11 protein-coding genes and 3 pseudogenes are annotated in these 14836 nt (G+C 66.3%); 6 read left to right on the forward strand and 8 right to left on the reverse strand.

Going from position 1 to position 14836, the window contains the following annotated elements:
* Nucleotides 1-14 precede the first annotated feature (14 nt).
* Both AD428_RS01350 and AD428_RS01355 read right to left on the reverse strand, forming a co-directional pair.
* On the reverse strand, nucleotides 15-623 hold the full coding sequence (locus AD428_RS01350; RefSeq protein WP_082308204.1) for a KdsC family phosphatase: 609 nt from the start codon (nucleotides 621-623) through the stop codon (nucleotides 15-17).
* Nucleotides 620-1611, reverse strand: a pseudogene (locus tag AD428_RS01355) (KpsF/GutQ family sugar-phosphate isomerase). The gene AD428_RS01350 and the pseudogene AD428_RS01355 overlap by 4 nt, the downstream one beginning before the upstream one ends.
* Nucleotides 1612-1716: 105 nt before the next feature.
* On the opposite strand from AD428_RS01355, the pseudogene purT reads away from it, so the two are divergent.
* The 4 genes and pseudogenes from purT to cydB all read left to right on the forward strand — a co-directional run.
* Nucleotides 1717-2932, forward strand: a pseudogene (gene purT, locus AD428_RS01360) (formate-dependent phosphoribosylglycinamide formyltransferase).
* Between the two features lie 319 nt (nucleotides 2933-3251).
* The gene (locus AD428_RS01365) at nucleotides 3252-3797 is read left to right on the forward strand and encodes a GbsR/MarR family transcriptional regulator (RefSeq protein ID WP_053243864.1); all 546 of its coding nucleotides are present in this window, start codon (nucleotides 3252-3254) and stop codon (nucleotides 3795-3797) included.
* Nucleotides 3798-3918: 121 nt separating this feature from the next.
* Nucleotides 3919-5493, forward strand: coding sequence for a cytochrome ubiquinol oxidase subunit I (locus AD428_RS01370; protein WP_053243865.1), 1575 nt, complete (start codon nucleotides 3919-3921; stop codon nucleotides 5491-5493).
* A gap of 14 nt (nucleotides 5494-5507) precedes the next feature.
* Nucleotides 5508-6116 (forward strand): annotated as a pseudogene (cydB, locus tag AD428_RS01375) (cytochrome d ubiquinol oxidase subunit II); the annotation flags it as partial.
* Here cydB and AD428_RS24175 read toward each other — a convergent pair.
* Genes AD428_RS24175 through AD428_RS01405 form a run of 6 tightly spaced genes read right to left on the reverse strand, consistent with a single transcriptional unit; the run spans nucleotide 6103 to nucleotide 12208 of the window.
* Nucleotides 6103-6966 (reverse strand): DUF1932 domain-containing protein, encoded by an 864-nt coding sequence (locus tag AD428_RS24175; protein WP_235488778.1) that lies wholly within the window; start codon nucleotides 6964-6966, stop codon nucleotides 6103-6105. The pseudogene cydB and the gene AD428_RS24175 sit on opposite strands and share 14 nt — an antisense overlap.
* Nucleotides 6967-7012: 46 nt before the next feature.
* Nucleotides 7013-8302, reverse strand: coding sequence for a cation:dicarboxylate symporter family transporter (locus AD428_RS01385; protein WP_053243867.1), 1290 nt, complete (start codon nucleotides 8300-8302; stop codon nucleotides 7013-7015).
* A gap of 51 nt (nucleotides 8303-8353) precedes the next feature.
* A complete protein-coding gene (locus AD428_RS01390) occupies nucleotides 8354-9331 on the reverse strand; it encodes a Bug family tripartite tricarboxylate transporter substrate binding protein (RefSeq protein ID WP_053243868.1) in 978 nt (325 codons plus the stop codon).
* A 37-nt stretch (nucleotides 9332-9368) separates the two neighbouring features.
* Complete coding sequence (locus AD428_RS01395; RefSeq protein ID WP_053243869.1) at nucleotides 9369-10064, reverse strand: 4-carboxy-4-hydroxy-2-oxoadipate aldolase/oxaloacetate decarboxylase; 696 nt, start codon at nucleotides 10062-10064, stop codon at nucleotides 9369-9371.
* Nucleotides 10065-11090, reverse strand: a complete 1026-nt coding sequence (locus AD428_RS01400; protein WP_053243870.1) for an amidohydrolase family protein — start codon at nucleotides 11088-11090, stop codon at nucleotides 10065-10067.
* On the reverse strand, nucleotides 11087-12208 hold the full coding sequence (locus tag AD428_RS01405) for a 4-oxalomesaconate tautomerase (protein ID WP_369798670.1): 1122 nt from the start codon (nucleotides 12206-12208) through the stop codon (nucleotides 11087-11089). The genes AD428_RS01400 and AD428_RS01405 overlap by 4 nt, the downstream gene beginning before the upstream one ends.
* Nucleotides 12209-12326: 118 nt before the next feature.
* Here AD428_RS01405 and AD428_RS01410 point away from each other — a divergent pair, with 118 nt between their 5' ends.
* The gene (locus tag AD428_RS01410; RefSeq protein WP_053243872.1) at nucleotides 12327-13541 is read left to right on the forward strand and encodes a LysR family transcriptional regulator; all 1215 of its coding nucleotides are present in this window, start codon (nucleotides 12327-12329) and stop codon (nucleotides 13539-13541) included.
* A 91-nt stretch (nucleotides 13542-13632) separates the two neighbouring features.
* Complete coding sequence (locus AD428_RS01415) at nucleotides 13633-14505, forward strand: amidohydrolase family protein (RefSeq protein ID WP_053243873.1); 873 nt, start codon at nucleotides 13633-13635, stop codon at nucleotides 14503-14505.
* Nucleotides 14506-14836: the final 331 nt, after the last annotated feature.

Consider the following 14836-nt stretch of genomic DNA (forward strand, 5'->3'; position numbering starts at 1 on the left):
CTCGGTGGGGCGCGTCACTGGATGGCGCCCGGGCCGAGCACGCCAGGCGCGGCCAGCAGCGCGCCCAGCCGGCCTTGCGACGCCAGCAGCAGGTCGCAGCACTCGCGCACCGCGCCGCTGCCGCCGGGCTGGCTGGCCACCCAGTGCGCCGCCTGGCTGACGTAGCCCGGGGCGTTGGGCACGCTGGCGGCGAAGCCCGCGCGCTGCATCGCCGGCAGGTCGATGATGTCATCGCCCATATAGCCGGTCTGGTCGAGTTGGACCGACGAACGCTGCGCAAGTTCGGCCAGCGCCGCGCCCTTGTCGCGCACGCCCTGTATCACCTCGGCGATGCCCAGCTCGGCGGCGCGGCGCGCCACGATGGGGCCGGATCGGCCCGTCATGAGCGCGACCTTGAAACCGCCTTCCAGGAGCAGGCGCAGACCGTGGCCGTCCAGCACGTGGAAGCGCTTCTGCACTTCGCCGTTGTCGCCGTAGTAGAGGCTGCCGTCGGTCAGCACGCCGTCCACGTCGAACACCATCAGGCGCACGGCCGCGGCGCGTTCGCGCACGGCGGGCGCGATCCGCGCGAGGACCAGGGCCTCGGCGGGGTGGGGCACGGAGCGGGGGAGATTCATTGTCATACCACCTTTGCGGCCATCAGGTCGTGCATGTGCAGCGCGCCGAGCAGCTTGCCGTCGCGGTCCACCACGAGCATGTGATTGAGCCTTTGTTCGTCCATTTGCTGGGCGGCCTCGACCGCCAGCGCATCGGGGTTGATGGTGCGCGGAGAGCGGGTCATGCCGGCGTCCACCTGCAGGCTGCGGATGTCGCCGTGGCGCGCGATCAGGCGGCGCAGGTCGCCGTCGGTGAAGATGCCCAGCGGCTGCTGCCGGGGATCGGTGACCACCGTCATGCCCATGCCCTTGGCCGACATGACCTCCAGGGCGCGGGAAACGGGCGTGCCCGCCGTGACAATGGGCAGGGCGTCGCCCTTGCGCATGACGTCGCGGACGTGGGTGAGCAGCCGGCGGCCCAGCGCGCCGCCCGGATGCGAGCGGGCGAAGTCCTGCGGACTGAAGCCCGCGCGCCTCGAGGCACGCCCTCGGCCAGCGCGTCGCCCAGGGCCAGCGCGGCGGTGGTGCTGGCCGTGGGGGCCAGGTTCAGCGGGCAGGCCTCCTGGGCCACGCTGGCGTCCAGGTGGATGTCGGCCAGCCGCGCCAGCTCGGATTGCGGATTGCCGGTAATGGCCACCAGCCCGGCGCCCATGCGGCGCACCACGGGCAGCACGGTCAGCAGTTCCTGGCCCGTGCCGGAATAGGAAATGGCGATCAGCACGTCGTCGCGGGTAATCATGCCCAGGTCGCCGTGCACCGCCTCGGCTGCGTGCATGAAGAAGGCCGGCGTGCCCGTCGAGGCCAGCGTGGCGGCGATCTTGCGCGCGATGTGGCCGGTCTTGCCGATGCCGCTGACCACCACCCGGCCGCGGCATGCGAGCAGCATGTCCACGACACGGGCGAAACGCTCGTCCAGCCGGGCGGCGAGGTCGTGCAGGCCCTGGCTTTCGATTTGCAGCGTTCTGCGCGCAGATGCCAGCGCGGTCTCGGAAGTTATGGTGGGATGGTCGGTCATGGCGGGATTTTAATATCAGGCGGCGGGTTTGCCCCCGCCTGGGGGGTATGGCATGCTGGCGGCTCTTTTGCCGCCCGTCTTAATTCACACGTTCAGGTCCGATCCATGTCCCGCATTCCCAGCCCCGTTCTTGGTACGCCGCTTTCTCCCCTGGCCACCCGCGTCATGCTGCTCGGCGCGGGCGAATTGGGCAAGGAGGTCGCCATCGCCCTGCAGCGGCTGGGAGTGGAAGTCATCGCGGTGGACCGCTACGCGGACGCGCCCGGCCACCAGGTTGCGCACCGCGCGCACGTGGTGCCCATGACCGACGCCGAGGCCCTGCGCAAAATCATCGAGCAGGAGCGGCCGCACGTCATTGTCCCTGAAATCGAGGCCATTGCCACCGACCTGCTGGTCGCGGGAGGCCGCGGGCGCGGCGCGCGTGACGCCCACGAGCCGCGCCGCCCATCTCACCATGAATCGCGAAGGCATCCGCCGCCTGGCCGCCGAAACCCTGGGCCTGCCCACCTCGCCCTATCGGTTCGTCGATTCCGAGGAGGCGTTGCGCGAGGCCATCGACGGGGGCGTCGGCTATCCCTGCGTGCTCAAGCCGGTCATGTCGTCCTCGGGCAAGGGCCAGTCGGTGCTCAAGAGCGCCGACGACATTCCGGCCGCCTGGCGCTACTGCCAGGAGGGCGGCCGCGTGGGCAAGGGGCGGGCCATCGTTGAGGGCTTCGTGCGCTTCGACTACGAAATCACCCTGCTCACCGTGCGCGCCCGCGGCGCCGACGGCCAGATCGAAACCCGCTATTGCGAGCCCATCGGCCACAAGCAGGTGGACGGCGATTATGTCGAAAGCTGGCAGCCGCACCCCATGTCGCCCGCGGCCCTGGAGCGGGCGCGCGAGATCGCGCTGGCGGTCACTTCCAACCTGGGCGGCCTGGGCATTTTCGGCGTGGAGCTTTTCGTGGCGGGCGACGACGTGTGGTTCTCGGAGGTCAGCCCGCGTCCGCACGATACGGGCATGGTCACCATGATTACCCAGGCGCAGAGCGAGTTCGAGCTGCATGCGCGCGCGCTGCTGGGCCTGCCGGTCGATACCCGGCTGCGCCAGCCGGGCGCCAGCTGCGTCATCTACGGCGGCGTGGATGCCGGCGCGGTCGGCTTCCACAACGTGGCCGAGGCCCTGGCCGAGCCTGGCACCGATATCCGCCTGTTCGGCAAGCCCGAATCCTACGTGAAGCGCCGCATGGGCGTGGGACTGGCGGTGGCCGACGACGTGGCCGAGGCGCGCGCCAAGGCCAAGCGGGTGTCGGCCGCGGTGTCGGTCAAGGCCGGTTGACCCCATTCCGGCGGCCGGCGGGACCGCATCCGGATTTCTCGGGAAACGGGCGCCATGGCGCCCGTTTTTTTTTCGCCATCGGAAGGCTGCCCGGGGGCGGCGCGCTTTTTTCTTGCGCCAGATCAATAAAGCCGCGAATCGGGGACATAAAGCCGGGTCCGGCCCGCCGCCCGGCCGATACACTGCGCGCCGTCGCATGCCCATTTTCGCGGAATGGATTTGCGCTTCATCACAGTTTGTTCGATAATTTCAAAAAAAACTAGAACCAGCGTAACTAAAATTGTCAGAACGGCCCTGCGGGGCCATCGCACAGGCGGTCATGGAACTTTCACCTCAAAACGAGCGTTTCGTCCTGCACTTCGGCGAAATGGGCAGCCGATGGGGGGTGAACCGGACCGTCGGCCAGATCTATGCGCTGCTGTTCCTGTCGCCCACACCGCTCAACGCGGACGACATCGCCGAGACCCTGGGCTTTTCCCGTTCCAACGTCAGCCTGGGCCTCAAGGAGCTGCAATCGTGGCGGCTCGTGCGGCTGATGCACCAGGTGGGCGACCGCCGCGACTATTTCGAGACGCCCAAGGACGTGTGGGAAATCTTCCGCATCCTGATGGAAGAAAAGCGCAAGCGCGAAGTCGATCCCACCCTGACGCTGCTGCGCGATTCGCTGCTCGAGCCGGCCAAGGCGCCGGGCGATAGCTACGCGCAACAGCGCATGACCGAAATGCTGGAGCTCATCGAACTGTCTACCGGATGGTTCGATGAGGTTCAGCGTCTGCCGCCCGAAACCCTGCAGAGCCTGATGAAGCTCGGCTCGAAAGTGCAGAAGGTGCTGGGTTTCGCCGGCAAACTCCGGGGCAAGAGCTGATCCGCCCCAATTTTTCAGGAAACCTCTATGAAGTTGTATCCAACGCCCGTATCATGGCGCGAGAGACGGCCTGGGAACCACGCCGGTTGCTGCGGCATCTCGAATCCTTGGGAGCGCAACAATGATTGATCTCGACGTCGTCAACCTGTCGCGATTCCAGTTTGCCGCGACGGCGCTTTATCACTTTCTCTTCGTTCCCCTCACGCTCGGCCTCTCTTTCATCCTGGCCATCATGGAGAGCGTGTACGTCATGACCGGCCGCCAGATCTGGAAGCGCATGACCATGTTCTGGGGCACGCTCTTCGGCATCAACTTCGCGCTGGGCGTGGCCACGGGCGTGGTCATGGAGTTCCAGTTCGGCATGAACTGGTCGTACTACAGCCACTACGTGGGCGACATCTTCGGCGCGCCGCTCGCGCTCGAAGGGCTGATGGCCTTCTTCCTGGAAGCCACCTTCGTCGGCCTGTTCTTTTTCGGCTGGAATCGCATGTCCAAGGTGAGCCACCTGGTCGTGACCTGGCTGGTGGCCTTCGGCACCAACCTGTCCGCGCTGTGGATCCTCATCGCCAACGGCTGGATGCAGAACCCGGTGGGCGCGGTGTTCAACCCCGACACCATGCGCATGGAGATGACCGACTTCGCTTCGGTGCTCTTCAATCCCGTGGCCCAGGCCAAGTTCGTGCACACGGTGAGCGCGGGCTATGTGGCCGGCGCCATGTTCGTGATGTCCATCAGCGCCTGGTACCTGCTGCGCGGCCGCCATACCGACCTGGCCAAGCGCTCCATGGCCGTCGCCGCCAGCTTCGGCCTGGCCTCGGCGCTGTCGGTGGTGGTGCTGGGCGACGAAAGCGGCTACCTCACCACCGAGCACCAGAAGATGAAGATCGCCGCCATGGAGTCCATGTGGCACACCGAGCCGGCGCCGGCGGACTTCAACCTCATCGCCATTCCCAACCAGGCGGAGCGCAAGAACGACTTCGCGATCCAGATCCCGTACGTGATGGGGATCATCGGCACGCGCTCGCTCACCACGCCGCTGCTGGGCATCGACGACCTGGTCCTGCGCGCCGAGAACCGCATCCGCGACGGCATGGTGGCCTACGAGGCCCTGCAGAAGATCCGCGCCAATCCCAAGGACACCGACGCGCGCATGACCTTCGACAAGACCTGGCCCGACCTGGGCTACGCGCTGCTGGTCAAGCGCTACCAGTCCGACATGAGCAAGGTCACCGAAGAAGACATCAAGAAGGCCGCCTGGGACACCGTGCCCAACGTGGCGCCGCTCTTCTGGACCTTCCGCGTCATGGTGGCGGTGGGCATGTACCTCATCCTGTTCTTCGCCGTGGCGTTCTGGCTGGCCTCGCGCGGCCGCCTCGACAGCCGGCCTGGCCTGCTCAAGGTCGCCCTGTGGAGCCTGCCGCTGCCCTGGGTCGCCATCGAATGCGGCTGGTTCGTGGCCGAGTACGGCCGCCAGCCCTGGGTCATCGAAGGCGTGCTGCCCACCTACTACGCGGCGTCGGGCCTGACCATTCTGGACCTCGCCATCAGCCTGGCGATCTTCCTGGTGCTCTACACCGCGCTGTTGATCATCGGCGTGAAGGTCATGCTGCATGCCGTGCGCAAGGGCCCCGCGTCCGATGCGCCGCCGCCGGCCGAAGCCGCGGCCGATCCCGTGCACGCCGCCGTGCGCGCCTGATGGAGAGATAGCAGATGGATACCCTTATTCCTTTGGACTACGCGACACTGCGCGTGATCTGGTGGGTGCTGCTGGGCGCGCTGCTCATCGGTTTCGCCATCATGGACGGTTTTGACCTCGGCGTGGCGGCCCTGCTGCCCGTGGTGGCCCGGACCGACACCGAACGCCGCATCGTCATCAACGTGGTGGGGCCGGTCTGGGAAGGCAACCAGGTCTGGCTGATTACCGCGGGCGGCGCCATTTTCGCCGCCTGGCCGCTGCTGTACGCCGCCTCGTTCTCGGGCTTCTACCTGGCGATGATGCTGGTGCTGATCGCGCTCATCCTGCGTCCGGTGGGCTTCAAGTACCGCAGCAAGATGGAAGGCACGCGCTGGCGCAGCCGCTGGGACGCCGTGCTCTGTTTCTCGGGCGTGGTGGCCTCGCTGGTGTTCGGCGTGGCCATGGGCAACGTCATCCTGGGCGTGCCCTTCACCTTCGAGAGCGGAACGCTGCGGCCCATGTACGAAGGCCATTTCTACCAGCTCTTCGCGCCCTTCGCGCTGCTGGCGGGCGTGCTGAGCGTGGTGATGCTGGCCATGCACGGCGCGGTGCTGCTGGCCTGGCGCTGGCTTAGGCCAGCAAGCGGCGCCATGCCGGCAGGCTGCCCCTGTCGTCCATCTCGCCCAGCCAGCCGCGTCCGCGCCTTGCAAAGGCCTGGTGCACGTCGGCAATGGCGGTAGCCAGGCCGGAATCCTGCCCCAGTTCCTCCAGCATGGCCGCGGCCTCGCGCATTTCCTCCGACCGCCTCTGTCCGTGCTCTGCCACGCGGCCGATCAGGTAAGCCTCATACCCCTTGTCCCAGCCCACGCCGGGAAAGCTGGCCGCCAGGGAAGCCAGCACGCGACGATCCACGCCGAAATGCAGCGCCGCCTGCATGGATTGCACACACAGGGCCTCGGTGCCCTTGATCATGATGCTGCGGCAGAGCTTGATGGCCGACGCCAGCCCGACCTCATCGGCGACAGCCTCGGTGCGCATCCCCATGGCATTGAGCGCTGGCGACAGCTCGCGAGCGCGCCGGCCACCCAACAACATGGGCACTCGCACCCCCTGCGGCGGCACCGGCGCCATGACGGCGGATTCGACATAGTCCGCCCCCGCCGCCTCGATATGCGCGCAATTGTCCTGCTTTGCCTTCGGCGACACCGAGTTCAGGTCGATGAATGTCTGGCCTGTTTCCAGATGCGCGGCAGCGTCGCGCGCCACGATGCCGGCCTGGCTGGCCGTGACTGCGGAAAATACCCATTGCGGGCCCCTCAGGCAGTCGGCCAGGCTCCCCGCCACACGGGCGCCCGCTCGCTCGGCCTTGTCCCGTATCAGGACGGCAGCCGCCGGATCGTCCAGCTTGATGTCATAGACGGCAACGGCACAGCCGCGGGCGCCCAGCGCCTGCGCAAAGATCGGGCCGACTTCTCCAAAACCGATGACGGCCACGGACGGAATGTTTTCTTGCATGAGTCGCTCCAAAGAAATGCGGTGCTCAAGACGAGCTTGCCTTGAGCGTCGCGCGCGAACCTGAATCGTCGCGGCGCGCGCAGGCGTTGAATTTCTGGCGGTCGAACAGGCCTTCCCACTTGGCAAGCACCATCACCGCTACGCTATTGCCTATCACATTGGTGGTGGAAGTCGCGATGGCAAGGATCCGGTCGATTCCGAACAGCAAACCCACGCCGGACAAAGGCAACGCCCGGGTGGACTGCAGCGTGGCCGTCAGCTTGACCAGGGCGCCTCCAGCCGCGCCCGCGCCACCCTTGGATGTCACCAGCATCACGGCGAGCAAGGCCAATGCCTGCGACCAGGGCAAGGGCGTGTCGGTTGCCTGGGCGATGAAACCAATGCCGCAGGCCATGTACAGAGAGGCGCCGTCGATGTTGAAGCTATAGCCCGCCGGCAAGACGAAACCCACCACCGCTTCATCGCACCCGGCCTGGCCGAGTTTGCTGACCAGCCGGGGAAAGGCGGCTTCGCTGGCCGCCGTGCCCATGGCGAGCACGGCCTCGTCGCGGATCACATACAGGATCCGGAAGATGGAAAGACCGGCGCTGGCGGCGACGAGGCCCAGAACGACGAATACGAAGAACAGCGCCGCGGCGTAATAGGTCAGGATGTAGCGCAGCAGGTAGATCAGGGTGTTTCCGCCATGGCTGCCCACGGCCGCCGCCATGGCGCCGAAGGCGCCCAGCGGGGACAGACGCATGATGAAGCCCAGCATCTTGAACACCAGCGTCTGCGCCTCGTCCAGCAGCTTGAACGCCACCCAGTCGGGTCTGGCCGCCACGGCAAGAGCGCCGCCGGCCAGCAAGGACACGAAGAGCACCGGCAGAATGTCGCCGGTCACGAAGGCCGAGACCAGCGTGCGCGGAATGATGGACAGCAAGAAATGCGTCAGCGAAAAGTCCGCCGCGCCGGCCTCGATCACCTTGTCGACCCCGTGGCCGGCCTCGGCCAGGACAGACGCATGCAGACCGTCGCCCGGTCTGAGCCAGCTCACAATGCCGTAACCCACGACCATGGCGATGGTGCTGACGACCTCGAAATATAAGAACGTTTTCAGGCCCAACCTGCCGAGCTTGCGAAAGTCCTTGATATGGCCGATGCCATGCACCACTGTACAAAAGATGATGGGTCCCAGCATCAGCTTCAGCAGCGCGATAAAACCCTCGCCCAGCGGTTTCATCGCCCTGGCGTGCTGCGGATCGACCAGACCGAAAACAATTGCCAGCGCGATCGCCGCCAATACCTGCACATAAAGTTTCTTGAACGCTTTCAAGCAATGCTCCCCGGTCGGCCTCGGCCGACCTCCCGTCCGTATTCCGTCGATCTATTCCGGCCGGATGCCGGCGCGCTGGGCGGCATCGCGGGAGCGGGCGTATTCCTCTCGGAGAAAAGCTGCAAACCCCGCGGAGGTTTCCTGCTGCGAGGAGGCGGCCTCCACGCCGAAGTCCCTGAGCTTGCCCTCGATCGCCGGATCGTGCGCGCCATCGGCCACGGCCCGCTGCAGCCGCGACAGGACATCGACCGGCGTGCGCGCCGGCGCCAGCAGGCCGGCATAGCTGGCCGCCGCCAGGTCTTTGTAGCCGGCTTCGGCCAGGGTTGGCAGTTCGGGCGCCAGGGCAAGCCGATGATCTGCCGCGATCGAGACGATGCGGACCTTGCCCGCTCTGTGCAAAGGCAGGGCCGTTGAAAACTCCGTGACCGTGGCCTCGATACTGCCGCCCATCAAGTCCGGAATCAGCGCTCCGCCGCCCCGGTAGGGCACATTGACCAATTTCGCGCCCGTCGCCGCGTTGATGCGCAGCAGGGTGAGGTGAGTGGCGCTGCCCACGCCCGAGGTTCCGGTATTGATGCTTCGCTTGCGCGACAGGGCCACCAGTTCCTCAAGGTTGCGCGCCTCAACCTGCGAATTGACGACCAGGACATGCGGCACATAGCCCACCATGGCCACCGGCGCGAAGTCCTTGAGAGGGTCATACGGCATCTTGGCCTGGATGAAGGGATTCACCGTCAATGGCCCGTTGGAACCGACCAGCAGCGTGTACCCATCGACCGGCGCGCGCGCCACCATGTCGGCGCCCATGCTGCCGCCGGCCCCAGGCTTGTTCTCCACGACAGCCGGCACGCCGAGTCTGGGACCGATGGCCGCGGCAATGATGCGCCCCACCGCATCGATGTTGCCGCCCGCCGCAAAAGGAACGATCAGTCGCAAGGGCCGATCCGGATAAGCCGCCAGCACCCGCCCCGGCAAGGCCAGCGAGCCCAGCGCCAGGCCGCCGCTGCGTAAGAAGTCGCGTCGCTTCATAGTCTCCTCCATATTGTTTTCGTTGCGCGAGACAGACTCAGTCCAGATAGCGCAGTCCCGCGCGCGCGAGGGACTCGCGCATTCCGTAGATATCCAGTCCCAACTCGCCGGCGGCCAGGCGCTCGCGCTTGCGGGCCTCGTTGGCCAGCCGCTCATCGGCGCGGTCGGCGATCTGTCCGACCCGGACAGCCGGCACCACGACGACGCCGTCCGCGTCAGCCAGCACCACATCGCCCGGCCGCACCAGGACGCCTGCGCACACCACCGGGATGTTGACCGACCCCAGCGTCGCCTTGACCGTTCCCTGGGCGCAAATGGCCTTGCTGAAAACGGGAAAACCCATTTCGCGCAACGCCAGCACGTCACGCGCCCCGCCGTCGATCACCAAGCCTTTCGCCCCGCGTGCACGGAAACTGGTGGCAAGCAGTTCGCCGAAGAAACCATCGCGGCAATCGCTGGTGCAGGCCGCCACCACCACATCGCCCGGCTGCAGTTGTTCGGCGGCCACATGCATCATCCAGTTGTCGCCCGGCTGCAGCAGCACGGTAACGGCCGTGCCGCACAACCGCGCCCCTTCGTACACGGGCCGGATGGCAGCGTCCAGCAGTCCTGCCCTGCCCATGGCCTCATGCACCGTGGCCACCCCATGGGCCGACAGGCGCTCGACCATTGCCGGGTCGGCTCTTTCGATCCGGCGTTTGACCACTCCCACCGTATTCAACAGTTCTTCCATTCAAAGCCCCTTGAGCGCCAGCGCCGCGTCCAGCCGCGGATACACGCGCCGCGCATTGCCTTCGTAAATCATCTGCCGCTCATCCCGGCTCAGTCCGGCGGCCTCGATGTAGCGGCGCGTATCGTCGTAATGAAATCCGGTTTGCGGATCGATGCCCCGTACCGCGCCTATCATCTCGCTGGCGAACAAGACGTTCTTCACCGGGATGACGCGGGCCAGAAGATCGATACCAGGCTGGTGATAAACGCAAGTGTCGAAATACAAGTTGTCCAACAGCCACGTTTCCAGCGGCGGCTTCTTCATTTCCTGCGCCAGGCCGCGGAATCGGCCCCAGTGATAAGGCACGGCTCCTCCGCCGTGCGGAATGACGAACCTGAGATCCGGGAAATCCTTGAACAGATCCGAACCGAGACATTGCATGAAGGCCGTCGTGTCCGCGTTCAGATAGTGCGCGCCGGTTGTATGAAAGCAGGCATTGCAGCTAGTGCTGACGTGGATCATGGCCGGGATGCCGTACTCCACCATGCGCTCATACAGGGGATACCAGTAGCGATCGGAGAGCGGGGGCGAGGTCCAATGGCCGCCGGAGGGATCCGGATTGAGATTGAGCGCCACGAAACCGTATTCCTCGACGCAACGCCTGAGTTCGTCCAGGCTGGTTTCAATCGGGGCGCCGGGCGACTGCGGCAACATCGCCGCGCCGACGAAATGATCGGGAAACAGCGCGGCCACGCGGTAGCACAGCTCATTGCAGATAGCCGCCCAGGTCTGGCTGGTAGCCAAACTGCCGATGTGATGCGCCATGAAACTGGCGCGGGGAGAGAAAATGGTGAGGTCGCACCCTCGCTCGCGCATCAGGCGCAATTGATTCATCTCTATGGATGCGCGAATCTCGTCATCGCTGATGCGCAGATCGCTGACGCGAGGCGCTGCCGACGGGTCCTTCAAGCCGGCGATCTGGCGTTTTCTCCAGTTCTCGAGCGCCTGGGGGGCCGTGGTGTAGTGGCCATGGCAATCGATAATCAAATTGATTCTCCAGAAACGGCGCGCGGCGCGTAGGCCACGCCGCGCATCAACAGGCGCGCCGTGCGAAGCAGCGCGGCGCGAACCACCTTGCCCGATGCGTCCAGGTCGAGCTCGACGCTGAACTCCCCCGAAGGGTGTTCCACCGATATGCGCTGCCTCGTGCCGCCGGGCGGGCACGCCAGGCCCTGGACCACGGAGCCCGGCAACACGCAGGCCGTGGCCACGGTCACCGCCGCCAAGACCCCTATGGCGTCGTGGCAGACATGAGGAATGAAGCATCGCGTGGATACGCTGCCGCCACGAACCGGCGGCGAAAGCAGGCACATCTTGGGATAGGGCTTGCGGCGCACGTCGCCCAGGCCCATCAACTCGCCGGCATGCAGGCGCAAAGCTTCCAGGCGCGTCTTGAGTTCCTCGTCGGCGTTGAGTTGCGCCACGCTTTCGTCGCCGCGGCGCCCGAGATCGGCAGCGCGCATCAGAACCATGGGCATGCCATTGTCTATGCAGGTGACGTCGATATCGGGCATCCCGGCTGGATGCAGGCGGTCCAGGACATTGCCGGTGGGCAGCAGGCTCCTGCATACCGAACCCGCCGCGTCCAGAAAACTGATGGCAATGGGCGCCGCCGTTCCCGGCACGCCGTCGATGCGCGCCGAGCCGTGATAGCACAGGCGGCCTCCCGGCGTCTGCACCTCGATGTCGCACAGCATGCCGGTATTGAGGGTCAGCACGCGATAGCTGCTCACCTGGCCTCGCGGCGCCACCATGCCCGTCTCCAGAGCGAAAGGCACGACGGCGGCCAGCATATTGCCGCAGTTGGGCGTGGTATCGACCTTTGCCTCATCGACCGCCACCTGGGCGAACAGGAACTCCAGGTCCACGCCCGGCTCGCGGCCCGGCCCCACGATGCCGGCCTTGCTCGTCAAGGGATGGGCTCCGCCCAGCCCATCGATCTGGCGCGCATCCGGCGACCCCATGACCGCCAGTAACAGGGCGTCCCGGCTGGCACGGTCAGCGGGCAGGTCCTGGGCCCTGAAGAAGGGCCCGCGGGACGTCCCGCCCCGCATGAACAGGCAGGGCACCGCGTGCTGCATTTGGTTTGTTTCAGATGTCTCCATTCCCAGCCATCCAGCAGTATGTTTTTTGCGAAAGTATGGGCTTTCCGGCAATGGGCCGGGTTGCCTTGTGCCTGAATGACCGTTCTAATATTTTTATGAGCCCTGATTCTCCGTCGATATGGAACCTCGCGATCGCCCGCCCCTGAGCCTGCGCCACCTCCATGTCTTCAATGTCGTGGCCGCCGCCGGCGGCGTGCGACGCGGAGCCGAGGCGCTGTATCGCGCCTCTTCCGCCGTCACCCGCGCCATCAACCGGCTGGAGGCGGCCTTGGGCGTCGCCCTGTTCGAGCGCAAGGGCACTGGCATGCTCCTGACGGCCGCCGGCGAAACGGTGCGCGTGCGCACCGAACGCATCCAGACGGAGCTCGCGGCCGTACTTGACGAAGCGCGGCAACGCGGCGGCCGGACAGGCAATCCGGGCGTTCTGTATCACACGGGACGGCTGACCAATGCCGCTCTGCTGGCCGACGTGCATCACATGTCCACGGTCGCCCACCAGCAGGGCTTGACCCAACCCGCCGTCAGTGCGGCGATTTCGCGGCTGGAGCAATGCCTGGCGCAGCCGATTTTCCAGCGCACGCCGCGCGGCATGATCCCCACGCCGGCCGGCGAACGCTGGGTAATGCGCTTCAAGCGCGTCCTGGCCGAACTGCGCAATATCGAGGCCGATGTCGCCGCCCTGAATGGCGCCATCGAGGGCGTGGTGACCGTCGGCGCCCTGCCCCTGATACGCACGCTGGTGCTGCCGCGCGCGATCGCCGAGGTGCTGGCCCGCCATCCTCGCCTGCGCATACGGACGCTGGAGAGTCCGTATGGGGATCTTTGCGCGGGGCTATTGAGCGCGGAGGTGGATTTCATTCTCGGCGCGCTTCGTCCGCTGCATGACAAGTCGCTCAGCACCGAAGTCCTGCTGCATGAAGACATCGTCCTGCTGGCCCGCACCGGCCATCCCCTCGCCGCACGGCGCGATATCGGCTTTGACGACCTGCGCGCCTATCCCTGGGTTCTGTCGCGCGCCTCCTCGCCGCTGCGCTATCAATTGAACGATTTCTTCCGCGCCTACGGCCAGCCCCTGCTCGAGCCATCGGTCGAAACGGCCGACCTGGCCACGCTGCGCGGACTGTTGCTGCACTCCAATATGTTGACGGCTCTGTCGCGCCATCAGATGCACTATGAAGTCGCCAGCGGGGGCCTGCAGGCGCTCGATTTCCCTCTGGATGGCATGCAGCGCGAGATTGGCGTCACGGTGCGTGCGGGCGCTCGGCTGTCGCCAGGCGCCCACGCCCTGCTCCAGGAAGTGCGGGCTCAGGCCCTGCTGGCCGTCCCCGCATAAACGGATTCGATCGCCCCGGCTCCTCAAACGCAACCCCGTCCTGCCGCGGCGCCGGCATACTCGACGCACGTCCCCCGAGAGGAGATCTTTCATGAAGCGCGTTCCGCCGCCCCATCCCGCGCCGCATGCGCCCGCCTTCGCCCTGCCGCCGGGCAGTTGCGATGCCCACGTCCACGTCTACGGACCCGCGGCGCGCTTTCCCTATGCCCCCGAACGGCGCTATGACCCGCCAGATGCGCCCATCGAAACATTGCAGCGACTGCACCGTCATCTGGGCGTGGACCGGGCAGTGCTGGTGCAGGCTACCGTCCATGGCACCGACAACCGCGCCATGCTCGATGCCATCAGCCGCGATCCCTCGCGCTACCGCGGCGTGGCCCTGGCCGCCGATGACGCGGACAGCAAGGAACTCGAAGCGCTGCATGCGGGGGGGGTTCGAGGCCTGCGCTACAACTTCATGCCCCACCTGGGCCCTTCTGCGGACCTGGATGCGGTGATGCGCATGGCGCATCGCATCGCCGGTCTGGGCTGGCATGTGCAACTGCATGCCCATGCGGAAGACCTGGCATCCATGCAAGACTTTCTGCATGCGCTGCCCGTGCCATTCGTCATCGACCACATGGGCCGCGTCATGGCGGAGCGCGGCCTGGGTCAACCTGCGCTGGCCAGCTTGTTGCGCGTGCTGGAACATCCGCGCGCCTGGATCAAACTCAGCGGTCCGGAAAGGCTGTCGGCCGCCCTGTCCCGAAGCACGCCGCCCTATGCCGACGTTGTTCCCATTGCGCGCCGCATCCTCGACGTGGCGGGCGACCGCGCCGTATGGGGACTGGACTGGCCACATCCCAATGTGCGCGAAGTTCCCGACGACGGCGACCTGATCGACATCCTGCCGTCCTACGGCGATGCGGAGACGCTGCGCCGATTGCTGGTGGAAAATCCCGCGCGCCTGTATTTCGGCCCGTAAACCGCCTCGCGGCTGGGGCCGTCTCCTGAACCTCCCCCGGGCTGCGCCGCATTATCGACAATTCCGGAAACATGCCCGCCAGCGCGGGCTACGAAATCGCGCAGAACATTACCGGGCGGCCTCCCGGGCGCCCCCGGGGGCGCGGCCGCGGCCGTGGTGGCCCGCCGACACAGGAAAACACATCGGGAAACTTGCAGCGGCGCGCAATCGCTTGCCATCATGGATGCACGGTATTGCCATGCAACAAGGAGATCTCATGCAGCGTTCCCTCAAGACCGGGCTCACGTCCGCCGCCTTCGCCGCCGCGCTTGCCGCCGCCCTGAGCGCCGCG

The sequence above is a fragment of the Achromobacter sp. DMS1 genome, from assembly GCF_001270295.1.

Excerpts from the sequence above, each read along its gene's own strand:
- AD428_RS01350 (WP_082308204.1), bottom strand. The coding sequence starts at position 623 with ATGACAATGAATCTCCCCCGCTCCGTGCCCCACCCCGCCGAGGCCCTG.
- AD428_RS01395 (WP_053243869.1), bottom strand. The coding sequence starts at position 10,064 with ATGGAAGAACTGTTGAATACGGTGGGAGTGGTCAAACGCCGGATCGAA.
- AD428_RS01415 (WP_053243873.1), top strand. The coding sequence starts at position 13,633 with ATGAAGCGCGTTCCGCCGCCCCATCCCGCGCCGCATGCGCCCGCCTTC.
- AD428_RS01405 (WP_369798670.1), bottom strand. The coding sequence starts at position 12,208 with ATGGAGACATCTGAAACAAACCAAATGCAGCACGCGGTGCCCTGCCTG.
- AD428_RS01370 (WP_053243865.1), top strand. The coding sequence starts at position 3,919 with ATGATTGATCTCGACGTCGTCAACCTGTCGCGATTCCAGTTTGCCGCG.
- AD428_RS01410 (WP_053243872.1), top strand. The coding sequence starts at position 12,327 with ATGGAACCTCGCGATCGCCCGCCCCTGAGCCTGCGCCACCTCCATGTC.
- AD428_RS01390 (WP_053243868.1), bottom strand. The coding sequence starts at position 9,331 with ATGAAGCGACGCGACTTCTTACGCAGCGGCGGCCTGGCGCTGGGCTCG.
- AD428_RS01365 (WP_053243864.1), top strand. The coding sequence starts at position 3,252 with ATGGAACTTTCACCTCAAAACGAGCGTTTCGTCCTGCACTTCGGCGAA.